The following is a 23,401-nucleotide window of genomic DNA, read 5'->3' as shown; positions in this document are numbered from 1 at the left end:
CCGCGCCCCCCGGCCCCCAGGGCTCACGCGCGCAGGAGCTTGAAGGCGTGGGTCCACCCGCCGCCCGTCATGCCGGGAATGCACCACAGCATACACAGGGGCTCGATCGCCCGGGCCGCCTCGACCGCGCCCATGTCCGCGGTGTCCCAGCCGAACTGGTCGAGGATGCCGCGCACCTCGGCCTTCGCGCCCGCGTCGTTCCCGCAGATGAACATCGTGGGCGGGCCGCCGGGCAGCGCGGGGTCCACCATGAAGGCGTTGCCCACGCACGAGAACACCTTCACGAGGTGAGCCTCGGGCGCCGCTTTCTGCAGGCGCTCCATGAGCGACTCGTTGAGATCGGTGAAGAACTTGAGGACCCCGTTGACCGGGGGCGCGTCGGCGATGGGGTTCGTCGCGTCCATCACGGTCTTGCCGGCGAGGTTCGCCGTGCCCGCCTGCTCGAGCACGGCCACGGCGGCGGTGCCCTTCACGGCGAGCAGCACGCTGCCGCCCCAGGCCGCCGCCTCGGCGAACGTGCCCACGTGCGCGCGCTCTCCGGCGCTCGCCTTCCAGTCCGCGAGCTTCGCGGGCTCGCGGCTCCCGCGCATGACCTCGTGCCCGTGCTTGAGCAGCCCGTTCGCGAGCACCTTGCCAACGTCACCTGAGCCGAGCACCGCAATTTTCGCCATGGTAAAACCTCCTGGTCGCGGCGTCCCGGGGAGCTCCGGGGCCGAGGGCCACCACGGTAAGTGCCTCGCGTCGCGGGCGCCAGCCCGACGCGACGCCGCGACGCCGCGAGCGAACGCGGCTCGGGAGACACGAGGGGCTAGGGGCTAGAGGGGCCGCTTGGCCACGCGGCGGAGAGACCAGACGCCCGCGCCGTCGAACGCGGCCCAATACACGTAGTTGGGCGAAAGCGCGAGGGCGTAGGTGTGCTTGAGCGGGTCGGGCGTGCCGCTGAGGGGCACCGCACCGGCGCCGGCGTCGTCGCGGGGCGCCGAGGGGCAGCCAGAACACCGTACGCCCGTCGGTCCAGTAGATCCCATAATCGTCGCCGACGAGCGCCGGCTTGTCGGTGCCCGGGTTCTCGACGTGCATATCGAACCTAGCGGTGATGGCGCTCGCCACAGCAGGGCCTGCGTCGCCGCCGCCGTCGTCCGCCCTCGCGTCGGGCAGGGCACGCCGGAATCCACGCCCGCCTCGAGGGTGCCGCCCTCCGGCGCCGCGGCGTCCGCCGCGACCGGCGACGCGCCGGGCAGCGCGGCCTGGAAGATGACGCCTTCCACGGAGGGGGGCGGCGGCACCTTCGCGTTGGTCCCGTAGAAGAAGAGGTGCGGGCCCTGCGCGAACAGCGCGTCGCCGGTAAGGTCCCCGGAGAAGGGGGAGGGGATCTCGGCGATCGTATACGGCATCAGCGTCGCTTCGCTGCCCTGGGTCCGGGCGAGGTACACGTGCGTACCGCCGGTGAACAAGAAGGAGCCTGCGACCGGGTTGGGGCCTACCGGCTGGTAGAACAGATCGTTCATGCCGGGTGGCCACGCCGCGCCGCCATCGCGGAGCTCGACCGCGTCCACGCGCGTCGGGTGGAGGAACTCGAGATACGTCTGCTGGTTTGGGGACACGATCGAGCCGACGACGGGCGCCTCCTCGGTGACCACGGCGCCCGTCGGCGCGCTGGGGCTGGGCACGCGCTCACTTATCAGCCCGCCGTCGACCTGGACGCCGAAGTACCCTGGCCGGCTCCCCGCGTGGCAGGCGATCGCCCCGAGCCCCCCACGCGCCCCCACGTAGCCGAAAGCGCAGTTCGTGTTATCGATCATGGGCACCACCTGGGGTGCGCCCGGGCCCTCCACGTTCACCACGCGCGTGGTGCCTCTGCGGCCCTTGATCCACAGCGTGCCGTTGTCGTAGGCCATGCGAGTCGGCGCGACCACCGAGTTGCCGGTCACGTCGATGGTCTCCGGTGGGCCGGCGTCGAAGTTCGCGTCGACCGGGCCGCCTTCCGCAGCGTCGACCACGCCCGGCGGACCGTCGCGGCCCGCGTCGACCGCGCCCGCGTCGACCGGGCCGACCTCAGTGTAATAACGCCCGCCCGCAAAGTCGGGCTTCTGCTCGCTCTTCACCGCCGACCACGGACCACAGGTGGGGTCCTTGGCGCGCTTCGCGACGCAGCGGGTGCTCACGCGGAGGCCGCGGGCGGCCGCGCCGAGGCGCGCGCACACCGCCGGGGGCAGCGAGAGCTTCGCGCCCGCGTCGCGCCAGCCGCCCTCCTTGGCCTCCTCCGGCGCCTCGCTGTTCAGCGCGACATACGCCCCGGGCGTGCCGTCACGGTCGATCGCGATGTTGAACTGGTCGAGCGACGCGCCGCGAGGCCTCGGGATCTCGCAGCCCGTGACTGTGGCGCCGTCGCGGCGCACCGTGATGTCCTCCGGCCGCACCGCCTCGGAGTCGGCGAAGCATTTGTCCACCGAGAAGCAGGCGCCCCCCGCGGCGTTGCCCAGCGCGTCGAGGCCGGTGGCGCCGCCGTAGACCTCGCCCACGTGGGCGCCCCCCTTCGCCATGACCAGGGCGTTCGGCGAGATGTGGACGCTCTCGCACGCGCCCGCGACCAAGGTTTGTCCGGCGGGGCAGGGGAGCTCGAGGCCCGAGAAGAACTTCGCGAACTCCGAGAAGGTCACGTTGTCGGAAGCCGCGGACCGCGGCTGCACTCCCCCGAGCGACACCGAGGTCGTCGTGGCGCTGCCGGGCGCGCCCGCCGCGCGGCCCTTGGTCGCGCCGGTCGAGAGCCACTGCACCGGCAGGCGGAGCACGCTGATCTGGTCCGAGGGGATGGTGGTGATGGCGTCGCGCACGGCGATGACCTGCGAGGCCTTGTAGCCAGCGACGCGGATGTGGACCGGCGTGGACGGCTCGTCGGGCTGCAGGATCGACAGCGACGCCGGCAAGAGCACCTCGCCGGTGGGGCTCACGGGGTGCACACCCTGGTACTTGACCTCGCCGTTCACCGAAATGAAGAGGCCGACGGAGTCGAAGTCGTCGGCGACGCGCATGTCCGAGCTGACCCCCAGGAAAAGGGCCGTCGGCTCGGCGACCGCGCAGCCGAGGCCGTCGACCAGGATCCCCCCGCAGGCGATCGCGCTCGTGATCCCTAGGAGAGACATGCCGATCCTCGAGGTGGTGTGCTTCATCGTGATCTCCTGGTGTCCGGCGAGGCGGTGGCGAGCGAGGCGAGCGGTGACGAGGCGAGGGGGCCGCTCACTTGATCCCCATGGTGGGGACCACGGTCACGGCGGGCGCAGCCGTGACCATCGGCGGAGGCGCCGCGGAGGCGACCGGTGCCGCCGTGTGCTTCGGGGTGGCGTGCGTCGGGTGGCCCGCGGTCGGGGCGGTCGTCGCGGTCGTCGCGCTTGGCGGCGGGTCCGGGGCCTTCGCGGGAGCGCTCGCCGCCGGTGGGGTGGCCGCGGTTGTGGTGGCCGCCGTTGTGCTGGTCGCCACGGCTGAGGTCGCCGCGGTCGCTGCGGTCGCCGCGGAGGGCGTGGCCACGACGCCCCCGGCGCGCGGTGGCTTGTTCGAGACGGTGTAGCCGAGCCCGACGCCCGCCAGCCCGAGGAGCAGGGCGCCCGCGCCCAGCGTGGAGGGAGCCCACCCCGCGCGCGCTCCCGCGCCGGGGCGCTGGGACGCGCGCGCCGGCAGCGTGCTCGGCACGTCGCGAACCGCGCGCTGCGGGCCCGACTGGGTCGCGTCGGACGAGGGCATCGCCATCGTCGAGGCGTTGGCGATCTCCTCGCGGCTCCGGATCATCTCCTCCTCCTCGGCGGAGCTCACGGGGCCGGCCGCGGTCGCGAGCACGCGGCGGATCTTGCCGAGCGAGGCGCGCTGCTCTGGACCGTCCGCGAGGCTCGCGAGCCCCTCGGCGAGCTCGAGCACCGACGGCACCCGCTTCGCGGGGTCGACCTGGAGGCACCGGTCGACCAGGGCGGCGAGCGCCTGTGGCGCGTTCGGCAACAGCTCGTGCACCGAGTGGCGCCGCTGCTCGATGACCGCCGCCACCACCTCGTGGACCGAGTCGCCCTCGAAGGGCACGAGCCCGGTCGTGAGCTCGAACAAGATCACGCCGCACGCCCACAGATCGGCGCGCTCGTCGCACGACTTGGCGTTGCGCATCTGCTCGGGCGCCATGTAGTGCGCGGAGCCGAGGCCGGCCGAGGTCTTGGTGAGCGCGGCCCCGTCGTCGAGCGCCTTGGCGATGCCAAAGTCAAGCACCTTGATGATCGAGCCGCCGTCTCGCTGACGCGCCAAGAAGAGGTTCGCCGGCTTCAGGTCTCGGTGGACGATCCGGGCGGCGTGGGCCTCGGCGATGGCCTCGCACGCCTGGAGCAGGTAGGTCGCCGCCTCTTCGATCGTCAGCCTCCCGCGCCGATCGAGGAGCGCGGCCAGGTCTTCGCCGTCGAGGTACTCCATCACGATGTAGGGCGCCCCCGAGTCGAGGGTGCCCACGTCGATGACCCGCGCGACGTGCTCGGTGGTGAGGCGCGCGAGGGCCTTGGCTTCGCGGGCGAAGCGGGCGACCAGCGCCGGGCGCTTCAGCGCCTCCGGCTGGAGGAACTTGAGCGCCACGGGCTGCTCGAGCTGGGTGTGGATCGCGCGGACGACGACGCCCATGCCGCCCTCGCCGAGGACGCGCTCGACCCGGTACTTTCCAGCGAGCAGCTCGTTTTCGACGGCAAGGTCCATAGTGGGAGGGCGCCGGGCGCCGATCTCTAAGATAGCTGCGATGCCACGCGCGCCCTGAGTTTTCGTGTCACCCAAACGGGTGGCGCTTGGGCCGTCCGTGGGGGCCGCCGGCGCTTGGCCCGCTCAGCCCGGCTTCCCGTCGGCGCGCGGGCGCGCGAGGATCGGCGCGTACACCACCAGGAAGAGCACGAACGCGGCCGTCCACAAGGTGCCCGACACGTGCAGGGCGATCCGCGTGTGCGCCGCGCCGAGGGCGAGGGGACCGCCCACGCGGACGAGCGCCGCGAGCGTCACGAGCACGAACGCCGCCGCGACGGCGCGCCCCGCCTCCAGCGCGCGCCCGGTGTGCCCGAGGGCCACGCGGGCCATCATGCCGAGGGTCATCCCGCCGATCGCCCCCACGGTGAGGGCGTGGGTCGCCAGCGACGCCGGGACCGCGGGTGTCAGCCAAGCGGCGACGCGCAGCGCGAGCCCCACGGGGATCCACGCGTACGTCACGTGGAGGATCCAGAGCAGGGGCACGCGAGCCGTGTACTGGGCGCCCCAGTGCACGGCGCGGGCCGCCGTGGCGATCGCCGCCGCCCCCGCGATCCAGGCGGCCACCCGTCCGCCCGGCGCCGCCACATCGACCGCGAGCACCGCCACCATCGCCGCCAGCGCCGCGGCGTCGAGCCGTGGGTGCGAGCGGATGGTCGCGACGCGCGTGGCGTTCTTCGTGAACATGGGGAAAATGCGCCCGGCCATCACGACCATGAGCGCGGTCACCACGTCGACGCCGACCAGCGCCGCCCGCGCGCGGAGCCCTGGCACGTGCGGCAGGACACCGAGCACGTCGAGGTGCATCGCGAGGTTGCCACCCCACATCGCGGTCAGCGCCGCCACCATGACGAGGTTGCGGTGGTTCTTCGTGGCGAGGATGGGCCGCGCGATCGCCACGGCGACCATGGGCAGGAAGGCCAGATCCAGCGCCGCCGGCACCGCGCGCGGGAGCCCCGGGAGCACGAGGGCGACCCGTCCCGCGGCCCACAACGCCGCGCAGGCGAGGAGCGGCGGACCGACGAGCGTCTCGCGCGAGGTCCAGTTGGCCGCGGCCGTGAGCAAGAACCCCGCGATGACGGCGGCGGCGTAGCCGAACACCATCTCGTGGGCGTGCCACCCGAACGCGTCGAAGTACGCGTCGGGCCGCACGAGGCCCGAGAGCGACAGGAGCCACACGGGCAGGATGCCCGCGGCGAACAGCGCCGCCAGCAGAAAGAAGGGGCGAAACCCCTTCGCCGCGAGGGGGCCGCCGGCGGGGATGGGGCGGGCGGGCGGGGCGCCGAGGAGGGGGAGCGGGCTCACTTAAGTGGACATCCTTATCCGTAATGTACCCCGAAGCCTCCCGGCCGTGAAGCGCCGCGCACCGCGGGCTACTCGACGGCGAAGCCGTACAGCTCGGGGCGCTCGAGCGGGGGGAGATCGGCCTCTCGCACGAGCAGCGTGCGGACCGCCCACACGTCCCTGAAAATGCGGTACTTCAGCGCGGTCTGGTCGAGGTAGTCGACCCCCGCCGAGCCCCCCGTGCCGGTCCGCCGCCCGATCATGCGCTCGACCATGCGCGCGTGGCGCTGCCTGAACACCACGAAGCCCTGCTCGAGCGCCACGACGGCCTCCACCACCTCGCGCGGCCACGCGAGGAGCGGCAGCTCGCGGTAGCTCTCGATGAAGACGAGGGCGGCGCGCAGCCGGCTCAGCTCGGGCCGGCGGGCCTCGTCGGCCAGGTCCTCCGCGAGCAAGAACGCGCGGGTGCCCTCGCGCTCGCGCGCGTACCGTGCGGCGAGGCGCGCCCGGTCCTCCGGCGTGAGCGCCGACGTGACGGCGAGCTCCTCGGCGTGGGCGGTCGCGCGAGCGTGCGCGGCGACGTACCCGTCGACGAACCCGCGGACGGCCTCGCGGTCCGCAGGATCGTCCGGCGTCGAGCCCTGGATCGGGGTGCGGTGGAGCCACGCGTGCACGGCGTCACGGAGCGTCGGGGAGTCGGCGAGGCGCGCCTCCACCCGTCGGGAGGCGGGCGACTCCGCCCCGCCCGGACCGCGCAGCGCTTGCTTGTACGACCCCTCGTTTCCGAGGGCGATGCGCTCCTCCTCCGGCAGGCCGAGGAGGATCTCGATCTCGCGCAGCTGGGCCGACTGAAAGCCGCTCGCGGGGCTCAGCTTGTCGCGGAACGCGAGGTAGTCGCGCGTGGTCATGGTCTCCATGAGCGCGAAGTGGTCTGCCATTTGGCGGAAGAGGAGATCGATCCGGCGGAGCCCGCGCACGGCCGCCGCGAGCGCCTGCTCGGGCACCCGCGGCCGCGCGAACAGGTCGCGGACGGTGACGAGCTCGCGGAGCGCGAGCTTCATCCACAGCTCGTCGATCTGGTGCACGACGATGAAGAGCACCTCGTCGTTCGCGAGCTCCCCCTCGGAGTCGGCGATGCCCGCCTGGAGCGACAGCAGCTCTTCGACCTTGATGTAGTCCCAGTAGGTGGTCGGTGGGCGCGCCATGGGCGCACGGTCGCACAAGAGGGCGCGCGGGTGAAGCCGGCGGCGCCCATTCGGCCCGCATTTCGGCGCTTCTCGCCGCGCCCGGGTCCGCGTAAGCTCGGACGAGGTCGGCGCAGAGACGCAAAAAAAAGCGGCGGCGACCGAGCACCAGCCCCATGAAGAAGAACTACGTCCTCGACACGAACATCGTCCTCCACGACCCCCAGGCCATCTTTCGCTTCGAGGACAACAACGTCATCATCCCCATCTACGCGATCGAGGAGGTCGACCAGTTCAAGCGCGAGGGCTCGGAGCGCGGTCGAAATGCGCGCCAGATCGCCCGCATCCTGGACGGCCTCCGCGAGCAGGGATCGCTGGCGAAGGGCGTCACGCTGAAGGGCGGCGGCACGCTCCGCGTCGCGGTCCCCGGGAAGCGGCCGAGCCTCCCGAGCGCGATCGACACCGACGCGATGGACGCGGCGATCCTCCAGACCGCGTTCGACGTCCGCGAGGAAGACCAGGGGCGCCCCACCGTGTTCGTCACGATGGACACGAACCTGCGCATCCGCGCCGACGCGCTCGGCATGGTGTCGGAGACCTACGAGAACCAGAGCGTCGACGCCGACAAGCTCGACTCCGGCGTGAAGGAGCTCGAGGTCCCCGCGGGGCAGGTCGACGCGTTCTTCCAGGAGGGCTTCCTCGCGATCGAGCGCCACGAGAAGGACGACATCGTCGCGAACACCTGCGTGCTCCTGAGGGACGGAGGCGACACCGCGCACACGGCGATCGGGCGCTTCGACGGGGCCAAGAACGGCGTCGTCGCGCTCCGCGTCCCGCGCGAAGGTGTCATGGGCGTGCGCCCGCGCAACAAGGAGCAGAGCCTCGCCCTCGACCTCCTGCTCGACGAGAACATTCGCCTCGTCACGCTGGTGGGCAAGGCGGGCACGGGCAAGACGCTCCTCGCGATCGCCGCCGGCCTGAAGCGCACGATCGAAGACGGCGCGTACACCCGCATCTTGGTGTCGCGGCCCGTCATGCCCCTCGGGCGCGACATCGGCTTTCTCCCCGGCGACGTCGACGAGAAGCTCAACCCGTGGATGCAGCCCATCTTCGACAACCTGGAGTTTCTCTTCTCGGGCGGTCAGCGCAAGGGGTCGAGGGCGTACGCCGACATGCTCGAGAGCGGGCAGCTCCAGGTGGAGCCCCTCACGTACATCCGCGGTCGGTCCCTTCCGCAGCAGTTCATCATCGTCGACGAGGCGCAGAACCTCACCCCGCACGAGGTGAAGACCATCATCACGCGCTCGGGCGACGGCACGAAGATCGTCCTCACGGGCGATCCCGGCCAGATCGACAACCCCTACGTCGACAGCGCCTCGAACGGGCTCACCATCGCCGCCGACAAGTTCCGCGGCGAGCGGTGCGCGGGACACATCGTCCTCTCGAAGGGCGAGCGCAGCGAGCTCGCCGACCTGGCTGCCAACCTGCTGTGACCGTGACGGGACTCGCGATCGCGCGAGGGCGCTCGCGATGGTAGGCTCCGCTCGTGCCCCGCGAGCCGCACCATCCCCTAACTTTCGTGTGTCGCGCGGGCTTCGCGGCCGCGGCGCTGGTGCTCACAGTGGGCTGCTCGTCCGTCCGCGGCAGCGCGGTCGCGACCGGGCCCCGCGTGGCGGCCTACAGCGGCCCCGTGGCCATCTACGCGGCGAACGCCGTGCCCCCCAACGCGGTCGACCTCGGGGGGGTCGAGGTGAGCGGCGCACAGGTCGAGTCGACCGTCGCCACGCTGCTCCCCGTCTTCGTGCAGAAGGTTGCCCAAATTGGCGGAAATATTGCCAAAATTGACGGAATTCGCGCGCGCTTCGAGCTCGTCACGTTCACGCACCTCGAGACCTACTATTACGCGTGCGGGCAGCGCGCGCAGTGCGCCGGCCAGCGCCTCTACACCACGAACGACGAGGTCGTCGTGGTGAGCCTGCTCGGGCGCGCGTACTCCGACCGCCCCCCCGCCAGCGCGCTGCCCGCGCTGCCCGCGCCCGCGCCATCCCCGCCGCCACCCCCTGCCGCCACGCCGCCACCCGAGCTGCCCGCGCCCGCGCCGCCCCCCGCGTCCGCGCCGGTGCCCGCGCCTCCGGCGCCCACGCCTCCAACCGCGGAGTCTCCAGGGGTGACCCTCTGATGGGCCGCGTCGGGCTCGCCACGCTCGCGCTCCTCGGCGCCTGCGCCACGGCGTGTGGCTCGGTGGAGACCCACACCGCGATGCTCCGCGCGCCCGGGCCGCCCCGGCCACGCGCCGCCGTCGACCTCTACCTCGGAGACCAGACCCCGGCGCGGGCGCTCGACGAGCTCGGCTTCGTGCAAGCCTACGGCTCGGGCAACAAGGCGACCCCCGAAGACCTCGCGGGGGCCCTCGTGGCGAGGGCGGCCGAGCTCGGGTGCGACGCCGTGGTCCACGTGGCGATCGACGTCGGCTACACGCGGGCGCACGCCGCCGGCGTGTGTGTGGCGTGGGTGGGGCCTCCGCCCGCGGGGTTCGCCTACGAGCGGCCTGTCCTCGCCCCCTCGCCGCCGCGGCCGCCTCGCGGCCCAGCTCCCCCTGGCCCGCAGCCGCGCATCGAGCCGCTGCCCTCCAACTCGCGGATGTAGGGCGTGGCGCGCACCTTCCCCTCGCGAGCACGCTCGTCGCGCTCGCCGCGCCCGCCGCGCCCGCCGCGCTCCTCGCCGTTCGCCCGCCGCGCGTGGGCCGTACGCCTCGCGCTGGCGTGGCTCGCGCTGCTCGGAGCCGCGCACGCCGCGCCACCGCCGGCCGCCGGTGACGACGGCGACGGCGACGGCCAGGAGCCGACGGAGCCCGCCAAGCCGCCGCCCCAGCGCGCGCGCGTGCGCGTGCCCGAGCGGGACGGCATGCTGCTCATCCCCGGGGGGCGCTTCCCGATGGGCACGAACAACCCGAAGACGCCGAACGAGCGACCGCAGCGGGTCGTGACCGTCGGGGCGTTCTGGCTCGATCGCACGGAGGTGACGGTGGGCGCCTACCGCGCGTGCGTCGACGCCAAGCGCTGCGAGCGCCCGCAGCGCAGGAGCGCGACGTGCACCTACGACCTCGGCGATCCGGAGCTGCCCGTGTCCTGCGTCCGCTGGTCGGACGCCGACACGTACTGCAAGAGCGTCAACAAGCGCCTCCCCGCCGAGGCAGAGTGGGAGTTCGCGGCGCGCGGGCCCGAGGGCTGGGGCTACCCGTGGGGCACTCGCTATCCCGACTGCAAGCTCGCCAACACGCTCCTCCGGGAGAACTCCGGGCGCACCTGCCACACGCGCCCGTGGCCCGTCGGCTCGGCGCCTGCAAATGCAAGCAAATACGGAGTGTTAGACCTGTCTGGAAACGTCCAGGAGTGGACCGCCGACTGGTACACCGAGCGGCTCGGCTCGCTCGCCCCGCTCAGCGGCGCGAGCCACACGCTCCGGGGCGGTGGGTGGCTCTCCACGCCCAACCAGAGCCGCGCCGCCGCTCGGGACTGGGCCTCCGCGCTGGAGGCGGGGCCGAACGTGGGCTTCCGCTGCGCGCGTGACGCGCAGCGGCCCGCGCCCCCCGCACGACCCGGCAGCGCCGGGAAGCCGCCCGCGTCCAGAAAGGAGCACTAACGCTCGACCGAAACCGTGCGGAGCGCCGCCCGTCGTGTCAAACTGACGCCGTGAACCCTCGCACGCCGCTCGCCGCGATAGGCTCCGGGTTGCTCGTGGCCGCCATGCTCGCCGCGTGCAGCAGCGGAGAGCCCCTGCCCAACGGGGTCGGCGCACCCTTGGTGCCCGCGCAGTGCCGCACGCCCCAGGCGGGCTGCGTGTGCGAGCCCGAAGGCCTGACCGTCGACTGCGGCGAGAAGGTGTCGAACGCCGCCGGCAACCTCGTGTGCATGACAGGCACGCGTCGCTGCCAGCAGGGCCGGTGGGGCGCCTGCGACACCACTCCGGGCACGTCCACGGCGACGCACCGCTTCGGCAACCTCGCGCCGCTCGGCCTCGGAGGCCCGGGAGCGTGCGCCGCGTCGTGCGATCCGTACTGCACCTCGTACCAAGACACCGCGCCGGGCGTCACGCCGCCGGGCTTCGCCACCGGCGACGCGGGCGTCACCCTCTCCGGCTCGGCGGGCTGCTCCACCCGCGTGAAGGGCGTGGTCCGCGATCCGGCGGGCGTCCTGCCCCTCCCCAACGTCTTCGTGTTTCTCCGCGAGGGCGCGATGGCGCCGCTCGCGCAGGGCCCGGCCGCGGACACCTGCGCCACGATCCTGACGGGTGGCGTAGCGGGCGGCCTCCCCGACGTGCGGGTCACCACGGGCGTCGATGGCTCGTTCGACCTGCAGCTCCCCGCGGGCTACCCGAGCGGCAGCTCGGTGCCCATCGTCATCCAGGCGGGGCGCTGGCGCCGCGAGATCTCGGTCACGGCCAACTGCGGCACGGTGAACGTGCCTGCGGCCGACTCACGGCTGCCGCGAAACCACCTCGAGGGCAACATCCCCCAGTTCGCGGTGATTACCGGTAACTCCGACGGCACGGAGTGCCTGCTGCTCAAGATGGGCATCGACCCGAGCGAGTTCACGCACCCGTCGGGCACGGGCCGCGTGCACATGTACTACTCGGGCTTCAACTCCAACTTCGAGGGGCCGGCCCCGAAGCTCGCGCCCGGCGTGCCCGTCGAGGGCCGCGCGCTGGTGAACCAGGACCCCGCCGCGGTCCCCTCCGCGCCGCTCAACGACCACAGCATTCTGGTGACGCCCTGTGTCGGCTCGCTGAAGTCGTGGGCGAACCCCCCGGAAAGGGCCTTCTACCCGACCGATCAGGAGGTCCTCAACGTCCGCAATTTCGTGAACAAGGGCGGTCGCCTGTTCACGACGCACCTCTCGGACATGTGGCTCGACCACGTGCCCGACGGCGGCGGTGGGATGCAGGACATCTACCCGGGCGCCGTGAGCTGGATCGCCAACATGGCCAGCGATTCGGGCAACCTCGCCGGGACAGGAGAGGGCGACGTCCTCGTCGCGCCGCCGCGCGCCCAGCAGTTCCGCGACTGGATGGCCTCGGGCCCGGTGCTCGGCCTGAACGGCAACGGCCGCGTCAACTTCGTCGAGCAGCGGAAGCGGGCCCTCTCGCCGGGCGCCCAGGGGACGGGATGGCTCCGCAACTACAGGCCGCTCCTCCCCGATCCCTACTACCACCACATCACGTTCGACACGCCCGTGTCGAACCCGGTGAAGGCGGGCCGCGTCGTCTACTTCGGTTCTCACGTCGCGGCGGAGGCGTACCGTCGCAACGGCGGCTCGACCTTCCCGGCCAACTGCACCGGGGCCCCGCTCGACAGCGGAGAGAAGGCCCTCGAGTACATGCTGTTCGACCTCGCGGCCTGCGTCGGCGCCCCGCCGCCGGCGCCCGCGCCCATCTTTTCGGCCACCGCGTTCACGCGTGACTTCCAGGCCGTGTGCGCGCCCGGCCTCACGCCCCGCTGGCGGCTCTACAACCACAGCGCGACCGTCCCGAGCGACTCGCGCATCGACTTCACCGCGCAGACCGCGCCGGTCGTCGCCGATCTCGCGACCGCCCCCTCGTTCCCGGTCCGGTCGGCCACCGCGCTCGCGCCGAACCCGCCGGCGCCGGGCGTCATGATCGACGCCGACACGGGCGCGACCGTCATCCCGCGGCGATCGTCGCGCGCCTTCCTGCGGATCACCGCGAACTTCGTGCCCTCGTCGGATGGGCAGTCGGCGCCGTCGTTGGCCACGTGGAGCCAGACCTACGACTGCGAGCCGTCGGAGTAGCCTCGGTGCGCTCCGCGGCTCGCCGTGCCTCGCCTCGCGCTCGCTCGCGGGGCCGACCGCTCCGCCTGCTCGGGTTCGCCTTCGGCCTGCTCGCGCCGGCGGCGGCGGTGGTGGCGTGCTCCGGCCCCTTGCTCACCAAGCCCCCGCCCGAGGCGAGCTCGCCAGGGCTCACGCCGCTCGAGGCCGCCGCGGCCGACGCGCGGGTGGCCGAGGTCGGAGACGCGGCCCTCGAGGCGGACACCTTCGTCGATCCCTGCGCCGACCCGGGTCCGCCGGTGTGCCCTCCGGGCGCGGCCTGGAGCGAGCCGCTGCCGTTGTTTGCCGTAGGGGTTGGGGCGGGGGAGGCGTTCGGTGCGCTCTCCCACGACGAGCTGCACCTGCTCACGTTCACCGCCGCGGACGGGGGCGCCGCCGCGCCGCGCGTGTGGGACAGGGCCACCGCGTCGGAACCTTTCGCGCTCTCGACGCCTCTCGGCTTCCTCTACGACGCGGACGGGCTCGGCCTCTCCCCGGACGGGCTGCGCGTGATCGGCACCGTCAGCGGCTTCCCCCGGCTGCAGATCCGAGGCGCGGTGGGCGCGGCGTTCGCAGCTCCGACGACCGCCGAGTTTCGGTTCGACCTCGAGGGCGACCGCCTCCGCGCGCCCGTGTTGGGGACCGCGGGTACGCTCTGGTTCGGGCGCGTCGCCCCGGGCGTGGGCACCCCGGCGTTGGCGCTCATGGCGCTCGCCGGCGGCTTCTACGAGCGCGGGCCCCTCGTAGAGGGCACCGACCTGCAGGCCCGCGATGGGCGCACCCTCGCGCCCACGGGCGTGTCGGGGGATCTCCGGGTGCTCTTCTACTACGACGAGATGGTCCGGCTGGCCCGCGCGGCGTACCGGCCAGCGCCTGGATGCCCATTCACCTCCTTCGCCGACCTCGGGGCGCGCCCGAGCCTCCAGCCGAACGCGGCGTGCACGGCCCTCACGTACGCCGACCCGGTCACGCGTGCGCCGCTCCGCATCACCCGGAAGTGATCGGGACCCCACGCCGGGCGCCTCGCCGCGTCGCTGCGCGCCGTGTTTGGCCCGTTCCCGAGTTGACGCGCCTCGCGCTTGGGGGTAATTCCGCCCCTCCCGGGGACTCCACTCGGGCTTTCGCGCGCGCCACGGGCTCCCAGCGGGCCCCCAGCGGCGGCGAACCGTCACAGATTTGCTAAGGATTCCAGGACCATGGCCTCGCTCTCACTCTCCGGGTTGTCGCTCCAGCAGGTTGCACCGAAGGCCGGCACGCCCGGCGTCGCGGCGGATCCCGCCGCCGCTGGCGCGGGAGGCCCTGGCGCGGCAGGCGCGGGCGGCCAGGGCAGCCCCATCATGATGTTCCTGCCGTTCCTCATCATGATTCCCTTCTTCTTCCTCATGTCGAGGCGCCAGAAGAAGGAGCAAGAGGCGCGGGCCAAGCTGAAGAAGGGCGATCAGGTCGTCACCCAGGCCGGCCTCATCGGCGAGCTCGTCGAGACCGACGACCGCATCTCCAAGCTCAAGATCGCGCCCGGCACCACGGTGCGCGTGCTCACGAGCAGCCTCGGCCCGCTCGAGGCGCCGGCGTCCAAGACGGAAGCCGAGCTCAAGGACCTGAAGGAGGCCAAGGCCTCCGCCGACAAGAAGTGACCCCGTGACCTCGCCCCGCTGACGCGCCGGGCGCCGCTTCAAGGTGCCGAGTCGCGCGCCCGCGTACCCCCTGCTTATCCGCTCGCTGCAGCTGCCACGTTCGCTCGAGGAACGCCCGACGATGACCCAGAACAGAAACGCCCTTCTCCTCGTCCTCGGCTGCGCCGCGGCGGGCTATTTCTTCTACCGCGAGGACGCGTTCTGGGGCGTGGTGACCGCGGCGCTCATCGCGGCGTGGGCCCTCTTCACCATGCTCCCCGTCATGGACAGCGGGTGGCGGTTCAAGGCCGGCTTCGTCTTCACGGTGTTCCTCGGGGCCACCGTGGTGCTCTTGCCCACGATCGAGTCGATGAGCGGCGGCAAGGTCAAGGCGCCCGCGTACGTGCGCGATCACATCAAGTTCGCCATGGTCAAGGGGCTTGACCTTCAAGGCGGTATGCGGCTCGTGTACACCGTCGAGGTCGAGGAGGCCATCCGCGACAAGCGCGACCGCTTCGCCGACGAAATGCGCCAGGAGCTCGCCGTCGCCTTCCAGATCCACTCGGGCGAAGGCCGCGTGACCCGCGACGAGTACAAGAAGCTCGGCGAGAAGGTGAAGATCGCGCTGGTCGAGGCGAACACCCTGCGCCTCGAGTTCGCCGACCCGGCCGACACGTCGAAGGTCGACGAGCGCTTCACGAAGAAGTTCGCGACCGAGCTCAGCATGCTGAAGAGCGGCCCGAACGTGTTCACGTTCAAGATCCGCCCCGAGGAAGAGTCCCGCATCCGCGACCGCGCGGTCACCCAGGCGAAGGAGACCGTCAACCGCCGCGTCGACGGGCTCGGCCTCAAGGAGGCGGGCGTCACCACGCGCGACGAGGACATCATCATCGAGGTCGCCGGCAAGGACGAGAAGGCCTTCGACGAAATCAAGGAGATCATCAGCAAGACCGCGCGCCTCGAGTTCAAGATCCTCGACGACGAGGCCGACTACTTCGGCAAGATCAAGGACACCGATCTGCCCGAGGGCGAGAACCTCGACATCCGCTGGGAGGAGGCCCCCGCGGGCCCCGGCAAGCGCGTCAAGTCGCACTTCGCGCGCATGATGAAGCGCGACAACGAGACCATGCAGAAGTGCCTCGAGCGCTTCAAGGGCTGGACCAAGACCCTCACGGTCCCCGACGACCACGTCATCGGCTTCGAGCAGCTCACCACCTACGATCAAGAGTCGGGCAAGACCACCGAAGAGGGCTGGCGCACGGTCTATCTCTACGGCCGCGCCGAGGTCACGGGCGACTACATCACCGACGCGACGGTCGCGCGCGACACGCAGTCGACCTTCGGCGGCTTCTACGTCTCGATCACCTTCAGCCCCGCGGGCGCCGATCGCTTCGAGGAGATCACCGGCGCCAACGTGCAGCGCCGCTTCGCCATCATCCTCGACGACGTCGTGAACTCGTCGCCGGTCATCAAGGCGAAGATCGGCGGAGGCCGCGCGAGCATCACGCTCGGCTCCGGCGATCCCGAGCGTCAGCTCGCGGACGCGAAGAAGCTCGAGATGGTGCTGCGCTCCGGCGCGCTCCCGGCGCCCATCGCCAAGTCGAACGACTCGCGCATCGGCCCCACGCTCGGCGAGGACGCCATCCAGAAGGGCGCCACGGGCGCGGTCGTGGGCTCGTCCCTCGTGCTCCTCTTCATGGTGCTCTACTACCGCAAGGCCGGGCTCATCGCCGACGCGGCGGTGCTCTTCAACCTCATGCTGCAGATGGCCATCCTGGCCTCCTTCAGCGGCACCATGACCCTGCCCGGCATCGCGGGCCTCGCGCTCACGATCGGCATGGCGGTCGACGCGAACGTGCTCATCAACGAGCGCATCCGCGAGGAGCTGCGCGCCGGCCGGAGCGTGCGGGCGGCCATCGAGGCGGGGTACGACAAGGCCTTCTCGTCCATCGTGGACGGCCACGTCACCATCTTCATCACGGGCCTCATCCTCGCGCAGACCGGCACAGGTCCGGTCAAGGGCTTCGCGGTGACCCTCATCATCGGCATCATCGCGAGCCTCTTCACGGGCGTCTTCTGCACGCGCATCGTGTTCGACTGGTGGGCGCGCGGAAAGACCAACAAGCTTAGCGTTGGCGCGGAGTTCTGAGATGGAGTTCTTCAAGCCAGGTCGCACCTTCGATTTCATGCGCCTCGCGTGGCGCTTCTGGATCCCCCTCAGCTTCACGCTGATGGCGGCCTCCATCGTCCTCATGATCGTGCCCGGGCCGAACTACGGCACCGACTTCCGCGGCGGCACCGAGATCGAGGTCGCGTTCAAGCAGCCCATCGACCAAGGCCGCATTCGCGAGGCCGTGGTGGCGAGCAAGCAGTTCTCCGAGCCCGACGTCGTCAAGGTCAACGCCGAGCCGAACCCCGATCGCCACTTCCTCATTCGCGTTCAAGAGGTCAGCGCCATCAACGACGCCATGAAGGACGACGTCCGCAAGGCGCTCTGCTACACGGTGGACGGCTCCGCGCCCGGCGGCGACGAGAAGGCCTGTCCGGCGAACGCTCGCGCCACCGAGGTGAAGTTCAGCCAAGGCGGCGACAAGATCACCATCCGGTACGACGCCGAACCGGACACGAAGAAGATCGCCGAGCAGTTCGGCAAGGTCCCCGCCGTGGTCCTTCGAAAGGGCTCGGCGCCTCAGGTCATCAGCGCGCGCGACCACCGCGTCGAGGTGCAGCTCCAGTCGCGCGGCGATCAGCTCCTCGACGCGCTCACGAAGGAGCTCGGCGCGGACATGGTGCCCGACCACTCGCTCCGCGTGGAGTGGGTCGGCCCCAAGGCCGGCAAGCAGCTCCGCGACAGCGCTCGAAACGCGGTCGCCCTGGCGATCGTGGCCATCATGGTCTATCTCGCCTTCCGCTTCGACCTGCGGTTTGCGCCGGGCGTCGTCATCGCGTGTGTCCACGACGCGGTCGTCGTCATCGGTGTCTTCGTGGTCCTCCGCAAGGAGGTCACGCTCTCCACGGTCGCCGCGGTGCTCACGATCGTCGGCTATTCAATGAACGACACGGTCGTCGTGTACGACCGCATCCGCGAGAACCTCGGCAAGCACCGCGGCAAGACGTTCGCGCAGGTCATCAACCTGTCGGTCTCCGAGACCCTGTCGCGCACCATCTTGACCTCGGGCGCCACCATGCTGAGCGTGCTCGCGTTCTTCATCTGGGGCACCGGCGTCATCAAGGACTTCGCGCTCGCGATGGTCATCGGCATCATCGCCGGCACCTACTCCAGCATCTACGTGGCCGCGCCGCTCACCGAGTGGATCGACCGCAAGATGAAGGCGCGGGGCGGCGGCGCAAAGGGAGCCAAGGGCGTCGCGGGGGCGAAGCCCGCTCGAGCGTAGCGGTCGGACGCTCTCCCCACGCGGGTGAAGCCGACAAAGGGTGTGGGCGCATGATTCGGCACTTCGCATGGGTCGTCTCGTCACGCGGACGTGGTCGGCGGCCGGCAGACGTCCTCCGGCGCCTCGCTCCTTTCCGTCTCGTCCGTCTCGTCGTGGCCGCGTTCACGCTTACCCTGACGCTTGGCCTCGGAGCCGGCACGGCGCGGGCGGCCGGCGAGCGGATCGTCGAGCTCTATACGATCGGTGAAGGGCCTTATCTGTACGCCCGCTACGGCCACAGCCTGCTCTGCGTCATGGACGCGGCGACGGTGGTGCCGGGCGCCAATGAGAAGTCGGCGAGGCTCGCCAAGGACGTCGTCGGCGACTGCTACGACTTCGGCGTTCCTCGCGCCGACGTCGCCGACGGGATGTTCTGGCACTCGTATCGAGGGAAGCCGATCTTCATCACGGCGAAGATCCCGCTGCAGGTCGTCCTCGACACCTTCCGCGGGCAAGATCGCACCATCGAGAGGCAGCGCCTCCCGCTCAGCCCCGAGGAGGCGAAGCGGCTCATCGAGGCGGTCGAGGGCAGCGCCGCGCGTGGCGACGCCTACGCCTACCACCCGGCCACCGCCAACTGCGCGACCCGGGTCCGCGATGTGCTGAACGACGCCAGCGGGGATCACCTCCGGAGAGACGCGACCGCGACCAAAGACGCCACGCTGCGTGAGCTCATGCAGCAGGGCCTCGCGGGCCACCCGCTCGAGCTCGCCGCCGTGGAGCTCACGTCCGGCGTCGCGAACGAGCGCTATCCCTCCACGTGGGAGGCCCAGATGCTCCCCTTCAAGCTGCGCGACGCGGTCGCCGACCGCTTCGGGGTGAAGCCCGTGACCGTCCACGAGCGCGTCGAGTATCGCCTCGACAGGAGCGTCGCCGCGGGCCGGGTGCTCTTCGTCTTGCTCGGCTTGCTCTTGTGGGGCGCCGCGGGGCTCTCCCGACGAGACCCGTCGGGCAAGGCGCTCGGCCTCACGCTGAAGGCGATCGGGGTCTTTCTCGGCGGGCTGGCGCTCACGATCGATCTGGTCGCGCTCACGTGCGCGTACGTGGAGACCCACAAAAACTGGGTGCTCCTCGCGCTCCTCCCCACGGATCTCGCGCTCGGCTGGCTCACCCCGCGTGTCCGTGTACTCTACACGCGTGGGCGCATCGCGCTGCTCGCGCTGCTCATGCTGCTCGAGGTCGTCGGGGTCATCCCGCAGGTGCTCCTCCCCATCGCGCTGATGGCGATGCTCGCGATGATCGGCGCGCTGCGCGCCTCGTCAGGTGGGCCGCGAACGGCCGCGGAGCTCCCCAAGGCCGGACCCACGAAGGGCGAGCCCGCGAAGGTCAACGCGACCTGAGCGCGAGCTGACGAGCGCCGACGCGAGGCATCACCTCGCGGGCTCATCGCTTGAGTCGCGCGAGCTCCGCCAAGGCCTCGTCGAGCAAGCGCTTCGCTTCCTGCGCCCGCGCCTCCGCCGCCTCTGCGCGGGAGGCTTCTTGCTCTGCGCGGGAGGCTTCTTGCTCTGCGCGGCGCCGCTCGGCCTCTGCGCGGGCGAGCGCGTCTTCCTCGCGGGCGAGCACCTTGTCGAGCATTCCGCCCAGCCGCGCGATGACCTCGTCCGTGTCCTCCAGCGCGGCGTTGCCCGCGAAGAAGCGGAGCTTGTCGCCGTCGAGCACGAGATCGAGCCCGAGCACCTTCGACTCGTACCGGCCCGCCTGCGGGACGACACGCCGGTACGCGTCCGGACGACCCGGACCGAGCGTGTGCCCGTGCAAGCGGCAGCTCGGGCGATCGAAGACGAAGTACTCGGCGATCCCGAGGCGCGCGTAACGCTCGACGTTGTGCTCGAGATCTTTGCTGGCGCGACCGGCGACGATGACCTCGAGCACGAAGTCGAGCCCGCGCTCTTCTTTGGACACCACCCACCGCATGCGGTCGTGGGGGTCGACGTCGAGCACGGCGAGAAGATCGGGGACGAAGCTCCGCTCGCCCGGATAGAACACGGCGAGCTCGGACGAGAGGTAGATGCGACGCCCCGCGCGTCGGAAGAAATCGTCCAGGGTTCCCAGCGCGCCCTGCTTGGTCTTGCGGTGAAGATCGCCCTCCGGAGGGTGAAGCTCGATGGGCAGGCTGGTGGGCAAGGCGTCGACCACGCGGTCGCGCTCTCTCGGCGTCATGGCGTCCCACTGCTCGCGCGTGGGGGCGCGGGGGTCCTCGGGGTCGAGCACGTAGGCGGCCGGAATGTGCTGCACCATCCCCCGAGTCTACCACTCGAGGGTGCAAATCCAGATTGCGGGCCAAGCGCAAGATACCTGCCCGCGGGCTGAAGCCCGGGGCAGTGAAATCTAGGGATCAACCCGCTCAAAGCCCGCGGGGCGGGCTCGCCGTGAAGGTGCGACGAGAGCCGAAAGAGCCCGCCGCTGCGGCGGGCTTCGCGCACCACCACCGTGCTCTCCCTGCCCCGGGCTTCAGCCCGCGGGCGCGGGACCGTGCGAACCAGGATTTGCACCGACCACTCGAGCCCCGCGGTGCGACCGCGGGTGACCGAGGCTCAGCGTGGGAGCGTGAAGTCGCGCACGACCGCCATGTGCTGGAGCGGCGAGTCGCTGTCCGAGGGCTCCACCGGCGCGACGTCGACGAGCGGTGAGTAGACCCGTGAGTCGAAGACGAGCCCGCCCGAGAACGACGCGGCGCCTATCGAGACCGGGGCCTTGCACGTGTCGAGCGCGTTCGAGGCGAGCACCCAGTCGTAGGGCCGCGATCGTGGGGTGTTCGTGTTCCCATTTCCGGCCTGATCCACGGGGTAGGGCCCGCTCGTGACCACCACCTGCCCGAGCACCGTCAGCGTCGACTCGGTGCGGCTCGCCGTGTTGAGGTCCCCGCCGAGCACGACGTGGGTGCCCGCGGGGAGGCGCTCCACGAGGTCGACCAGCGCCCGCGCCTGCCGCTCGCGATCCCCCACGTTGGTCGTGAGGAGGTGCACGCTGATCGCGTAGAGATCCGCGGAGCCGGGCACGTCGATCCGCGCCCACACGAACGTGCGGTTGGCCACGGCCGGATCGGTCCACTCGCCCGAGTCCAAAATAGGGAATCGCGACACCACCGCGTTGGGGATATCGACGGCGCCCGTGATGCGCCCGCGTATGTAGGTGTAGGTGGGCCCGAAGGCGGCGTCGACGAACGCGCGCTGGGCGGTGGCCGAGTTGTCGCCGTAGCGGACCTCCTGGAGCAGGGCCACGTCCGGGCGTAGGCCCGAGAGGATGCGCACGCCGCGCGCGTCGTCGTAGGTGCCGCCGGCCCCCGCGAGGTTCCCCGCGACCACGCGGAGCTTCTCGGCGCCGCAGGTGACCGGCCCGGCCTCGGGCGAGGCCTCGGCCTCGGAGTCGCGCGCGTCGGGCCCCGCGTCGACCCCGGCCTCGGGCGCGGGCGCGGCGTCGGGGACGCTGGAGTCGAGGGAGGCGAGGGGCGCGTCGGCGCCCGCGTCGCTCGCCGGCGTGGCCGCCCCGCCGCAAGCCACGAGCCCAACCACGAACAGCGCGGCAGCCGACGACGGAGCGCGCTTCGTGGAGCCCATGCAGCTCGAGCGCGTCGCGACTACTGCGCGAACCAGGGGCACGCCTTCACGAGCTTCTCGGTCGACCCCGCCTCGCAATGGAAGCCGACGGAGATCCCGTCGGTCTTCAGCTCGGTGCAGTCTCGGAAGCTGTCGTACGACCGGGAGTCGGTGGGGTCGGGCTTTCGCTCGCAGCCGCCGATGTTCACCACGCGCGCGCTGTAGCGGCCGTTGCGCTTCAGGGCATGCACCATGCTGATGGAGAGCTCCTCTCCCGGCTTTTTCTCCGCGATGCACTTGGCGAACTCGCCCCCACCGCGGAGAACCTTGCGAATGTCTCCAGGGCAGGCCGTGTACTGCACCTCGGCGTCCGTGACGATCGGCACGCCTTGGGCGTCCTTCCGGTTCACGTACGTTCGAATGAGCTTCACCTTGCTCTCGAACTTTTCGTCCTTCTTGCCGCAAGAGAGGGTGCCCAGCGAGGTGAGCGCGACGAGCCCGAACATGGCGATCTTCTGGATGTTCATGGTGGCTCCCGTCAGATGACGCACATCGTGGCCATGAGGATGCTCGTGAGCGTGGGGACCACCACGCGCGCGATTCGGAAGACCTTGTCGTGGTGCTCTTCATCGACGACGAAGAAGAACCACGTTGAGATCATGTTCATCAGGAGGGACACGTAGACGCCTATCATCAGCTTGTCGGCGCGCGTGAGGTACGACGTCGCGGGGATCGACTGGATGAGCGAGAAGTGGAAGAGCACCGCGCCCGCGAGCATCGGGGCGCCGCCGTTCGAGCGCACTTCCATCTCGTCGGGCGTGACCCACATCGCCAAGAGGCCGATGATGACGATGACGAACGCGGGCACATAGACGCTGAAGATGGCGCTCGTGCCGAACCGCGCGATGCCGATGCGGCAGATGTAGCGGCCGTAGTACAAATCGTCGTTGTCGAACCGCGGCGGCATGTCGCGCGAGAGCGAGCGCGCCTCGAGGTACTTGAGGTCCCAGCCGGCGATCTCGAAGTTCGCGGCGAAGCGCGTGTGCTCTTCGTCGGGAACGAGCTTGAGCTGGTCGATGCCCTTCGAGTTCTCCTCGATCTGGATCGTGAGCTCCTGGCTGTCGAAGGGGTACTTGCGGAGGTCGGGGGGGGACCGGAACGTCCCGTTCACGCGATAGAGCTTGAACGTGGGGCGATCGGCCATCACGTAGACGTTGTCGATCTTGCCGTTCGGATAGTTCAGGTTGAGCTTGTCCGGCATCGGCGTCTTGCTCGTGAGCGACAGGTAAAAGGTGGCGTCGAACATGCCCTCCTTGATGTCGTACGAGGTGATCGCCGAGATCTGGAGGCCGACCTTGACCTCCGCGGCTGCGCCGAAGTCGGGGTTCGCAAACGGGGACTTGAACGGGCCCTTCGTGTGCATCAGGGAGCCGTTCGGCTGGATGACGGCGCTGCTCAGCGCGTCCTCGGCGGGGAGCTCGGACTTGTCGTCCTTCTTGTCGCCGCCGCCGCTGTCGTCTTTCTTGGGGGCCGCCGGCGCCCCGGCGTCGGCCGCGGCAGACGGTGCGGGGACCGGCGCGGCCGCCTCTGCCTTGGGCGCCGCAGCGGCCGTGGGGACAGGGGGCTTCTTCGGCTGGGCCTCCAGGCGCTTCGCGACGAGAAAACATCCAAAAAGAACGGCGAACGCCGCGCACACCACCTGGAACGTGGTGAGCTTTCTACGCTTCCGACTTGCCATCGGTGCCGAAGCTACAATCCTCGTCGGCCTCACGTAAA

19 protein-coding genes are annotated in these 23,401 nt (G+C 71.1%); 10 read left to right on the top strand and 9 right to left on the bottom strand.

What is annotated here, in order from left to right:
• Positions 1-23: 23 nt before the first annotated feature.
• The 5 genes from IPQ09_28735 to IPQ09_28715 form a co-directional block, all read right to left on the bottom strand.
• The gene (locus IPQ09_28735) at positions 24-671 is read right to left on the bottom strand and encodes an NAD(P)-binding domain-containing protein (GenBank protein MBL0198132.1); all 648 of its coding nucleotides are present in this window, start codon (positions 669-671) and stop codon (positions 24-26) included.
• 144 nt (positions 672-815) lie between these two features.
• Positions 816-3,170 (bottom strand): hypothetical protein, encoded by a 2,355-nt coding sequence (locus tag IPQ09_28730; GenBank protein ID MBL0198131.1) that lies wholly within the window; start codon positions 3,168-3,170, stop codon positions 816-818.
• Positions 3,171-3,237: 67 nt separating this feature from the next.
• Positions 3,238-4,716 carry a serine/threonine protein kinase gene (locus tag IPQ09_28725; GenBank protein ID MBL0198130.1) on the bottom strand — a complete coding sequence of 493 codons (1,479 nt, stop codon included), beginning with the start codon at positions 4,714-4,716 and terminating at the stop codon, positions 3,238-3,240.
• Between the two features lie 123 nt (positions 4,717-4,839).
• Complete coding sequence (locus IPQ09_28720; protein MBL0198129.1) at positions 4,840-6,057, bottom strand: NnrS family protein; 1,218 nt, start codon at positions 6,055-6,057, stop codon at positions 4,840-4,842.
• Between the two features lie 68 nt (positions 6,058-6,125).
• Positions 6,126-7,241, bottom strand: a complete 1,116-nt coding sequence (locus tag IPQ09_28715; protein ID MBL0198128.1) for a tryptophan 2,3-dioxygenase — start codon at positions 7,239-7,241, stop codon at positions 6,126-6,128.
• Positions 7,242-7,396: 155 nt separating this feature from the next.
• Here IPQ09_28715 and IPQ09_28710 point away from each other — a divergent pair, with 155 nt between their 5' ends.
• The 10 genes from IPQ09_28710 to IPQ09_28665 all read left to right on the top strand — a co-directional run bounded on the left by IPQ09_28710 (position 7,397) and on the right by IPQ09_28665 (position 19,429).
• Positions 7,397-8,713, top strand: a complete 1,317-nt coding sequence (locus IPQ09_28710) for a PhoH family protein (protein ID MBL0198127.1) — start codon at positions 7,397-7,399, stop codon at positions 8,711-8,713.
• A gap of 86 nt (positions 8,714-8,799) precedes the next feature.
• Entirely contained in the window at positions 8,800-9,399 is a 600-nt protein-coding gene (locus tag IPQ09_28705) for a hypothetical protein (GenBank protein MBL0198126.1), read from the top strand.
• Positions 9,399-9,866, top strand: coding sequence for a hypothetical protein (locus tag IPQ09_28700; GenBank protein MBL0198125.1), 468 nt, complete (start codon positions 9,399-9,401; stop codon positions 9,864-9,866). Before IPQ09_28705 ends, IPQ09_28700 begins: the two co-directional genes overlap by 1 nt.
• 3 nt (positions 9,867-9,869) lie before the next feature.
• Positions 9,870-10,862: an SUMF1/EgtB/PvdO family nonheme iron enzyme gene (locus tag IPQ09_28695; GenBank protein MBL0198124.1), complete on the top strand. Its 993-nt coding sequence runs from the start codon at positions 9,870-9,872 to the stop codon at positions 10,860-10,862.
• A gap of 50 nt (positions 10,863-10,912) precedes the next feature.
• Positions 10,913-13,027 carry a hypothetical protein gene (locus tag IPQ09_28690; protein ID MBL0198123.1) on the top strand — a complete coding sequence of 705 codons (2,115 nt, stop codon included), beginning with the start codon at positions 10,913-10,915 and terminating at the stop codon, positions 13,025-13,027.
• A 5-nt stretch (positions 13,028-13,032) separates the two neighbouring features.
• Positions 13,033-14,043 carry a hypothetical protein gene (locus IPQ09_28685; GenBank protein MBL0198122.1) on the top strand — a complete coding sequence of 337 codons (1,011 nt, stop codon included), beginning with the start codon at positions 13,033-13,035 and terminating at the stop codon, positions 14,041-14,043.
• 195 nt (positions 14,044-14,238) lie between these two features.
• Positions 14,239-14,676, top strand: coding sequence for a preprotein translocase subunit YajC (gene yajC / locus IPQ09_28680; GenBank protein MBL0198121.1), 438 nt, complete (start codon positions 14,239-14,241; stop codon positions 14,674-14,676).
• Positions 14,677-14,797: 121 nt separating this feature from the next.
• Positions 14,798-16,804: a protein translocase subunit SecD gene (secD, locus tag IPQ09_28675; protein MBL0198120.1), complete on the top strand. Its 2,007-nt coding sequence runs from the start codon at positions 14,798-14,800 to the stop codon at positions 16,802-16,804.
• Position 16,805: 1 nt separating this feature from the next.
• On the top strand, positions 16,806-18,050 hold the full coding sequence (gene secF, locus IPQ09_28670; GenBank protein ID MBL0198119.1) for a protein translocase subunit SecF: 1,245 nt from the start codon (positions 16,806-16,808) through the stop codon (positions 18,048-18,050).
• Between the two features lie 152 nt (positions 18,051-18,202).
• A complete protein-coding gene (locus IPQ09_28665) occupies positions 18,203-19,429 on the top strand; it encodes a DUF4105 domain-containing protein (GenBank protein MBL0198118.1) in 1,227 nt (408 codons plus the stop codon).
• A gap of 43 nt (positions 19,430-19,472) precedes the next feature.
• On the opposite strand, the gene IPQ09_28660 is transcribed toward IPQ09_28665, so the two are convergent.
• The 4 genes from IPQ09_28660 to IPQ09_28645 all read right to left on the bottom strand — a co-directional run bounded on the left by IPQ09_28660 (position 19,473) and on the right by IPQ09_28645 (position 23,363).
• The gene (locus IPQ09_28660; protein ID MBL0198117.1) at positions 19,473-20,327 is read right to left on the bottom strand and encodes a Uma2 family endonuclease; all 855 of its coding nucleotides are present in this window, start codon (positions 20,325-20,327) and stop codon (positions 19,473-19,475) included.
• A 296-nt stretch (positions 20,328-20,623) separates the two neighbouring features.
• The gene (locus IPQ09_28655; protein ID MBL0198116.1) at positions 20,624-21,646 is read right to left on the bottom strand and encodes an endonuclease/exonuclease/phosphatase family protein; all 1,023 of its coding nucleotides are present in this window, start codon (positions 21,644-21,646) and stop codon (positions 20,624-20,626) included.
• A gap of 20 nt (positions 21,647-21,666) precedes the next feature.
• Complete coding sequence (locus tag IPQ09_28650; GenBank protein MBL0198115.1) at positions 21,667-22,152, bottom strand: hypothetical protein; 486 nt, start codon at positions 22,150-22,152, stop codon at positions 21,667-21,669.
• 11 nt (positions 22,153-22,163) lie between these two features.
• Complete coding sequence (locus tag IPQ09_28645; GenBank protein ID MBL0198114.1) at positions 22,164-23,363, bottom strand: hypothetical protein; 1,200 nt, start codon at positions 23,361-23,363, stop codon at positions 22,164-22,166.
• Between the last annotated feature and the right edge of the window lie 38 nt (positions 23,364-23,401).

This window comes from Myxococcales bacterium (assembly GCA_016720545.1).
Lineage (GTDB): Bacteria > Myxococcota_A > Polyangia > Polyangiales > Polyangiaceae > JAAFHV01.
Note: the sequence above shows the minus strand (reverse complement) of the source record. Positions and strands in the feature narration are given on the sequence as shown.

Coding starts and splice junctions, on each gene's coding strand:
- secF (MBL0198119.1), top strand. CDS start 16,806: ATGGAGTTCTTCAAGCCAGGTCGCACCTTCGATTTCATGCGCCTCGCG.
- IPQ09_28700 (MBL0198125.1), top strand. CDS start 9,399: ATGGGCCGCGTCGGGCTCGCCACGCTCGCGCTCCTCGGCGCCTGCGCC.
- yajC (MBL0198121.1), top strand. CDS start 14,239: ATGGCCTCGCTCTCACTCTCCGGGTTGTCGCTCCAGCAGGTTGCACCG.
- IPQ09_28730 (MBL0198131.1), bottom strand. CDS start 3,170: ATGAAGCACACCACCTCGAGGATCGGCATGTCTCTCCTAGGGATCACG.
- IPQ09_28655 (MBL0198116.1), bottom strand. CDS start 21,646: ATGGGCTCCACGAAGCGCGCTCCGTCGTCGGCTGCCGCGCTGTTCGTG.
- IPQ09_28645 (MBL0198114.1), bottom strand. CDS start 23,363: ATGGCAAGTCGGAAGCGTAGAAAGCTCACCACGTTCCAGGTGGTGTGC.
- secD (MBL0198120.1), top strand. CDS start 14,798: ATGACCCAGAACAGAAACGCCCTTCTCCTCGTCCTCGGCTGCGCCGCG.
- IPQ09_28710 (MBL0198127.1), top strand. CDS start 7,397: ATGAAGAAGAACTACGTCCTCGACACGAACATCGTCCTCCACGACCCC.
- IPQ09_28735 (MBL0198132.1), bottom strand. CDS start 671: ATGGCGAAAATTGCGGTGCTCGGCTCAGGTGACGTTGGCAAGGTGCTC.
- IPQ09_28660 (MBL0198117.1), bottom strand. CDS start 20,327: ATGGTGCAGCACATTCCGGCCGCCTACGTGCTCGACCCCGAGGACCCC.
- IPQ09_28715 (MBL0198128.1), bottom strand. CDS start 7,241: ATGGCGCGCCCACCGACCACCTACTGGGACTACATCAAGGTCGAAGAG.
- IPQ09_28650 (MBL0198115.1), bottom strand. CDS start 22,152: ATGAACATCCAGAAGATCGCCATGTTCGGGCTCGTCGCGCTCACCTCG.
- IPQ09_28725 (MBL0198130.1), bottom strand. CDS start 4,716: ATGGACCTTGCCGTCGAAAACGAGCTGCTCGCTGGAAAGTACCGGGTC.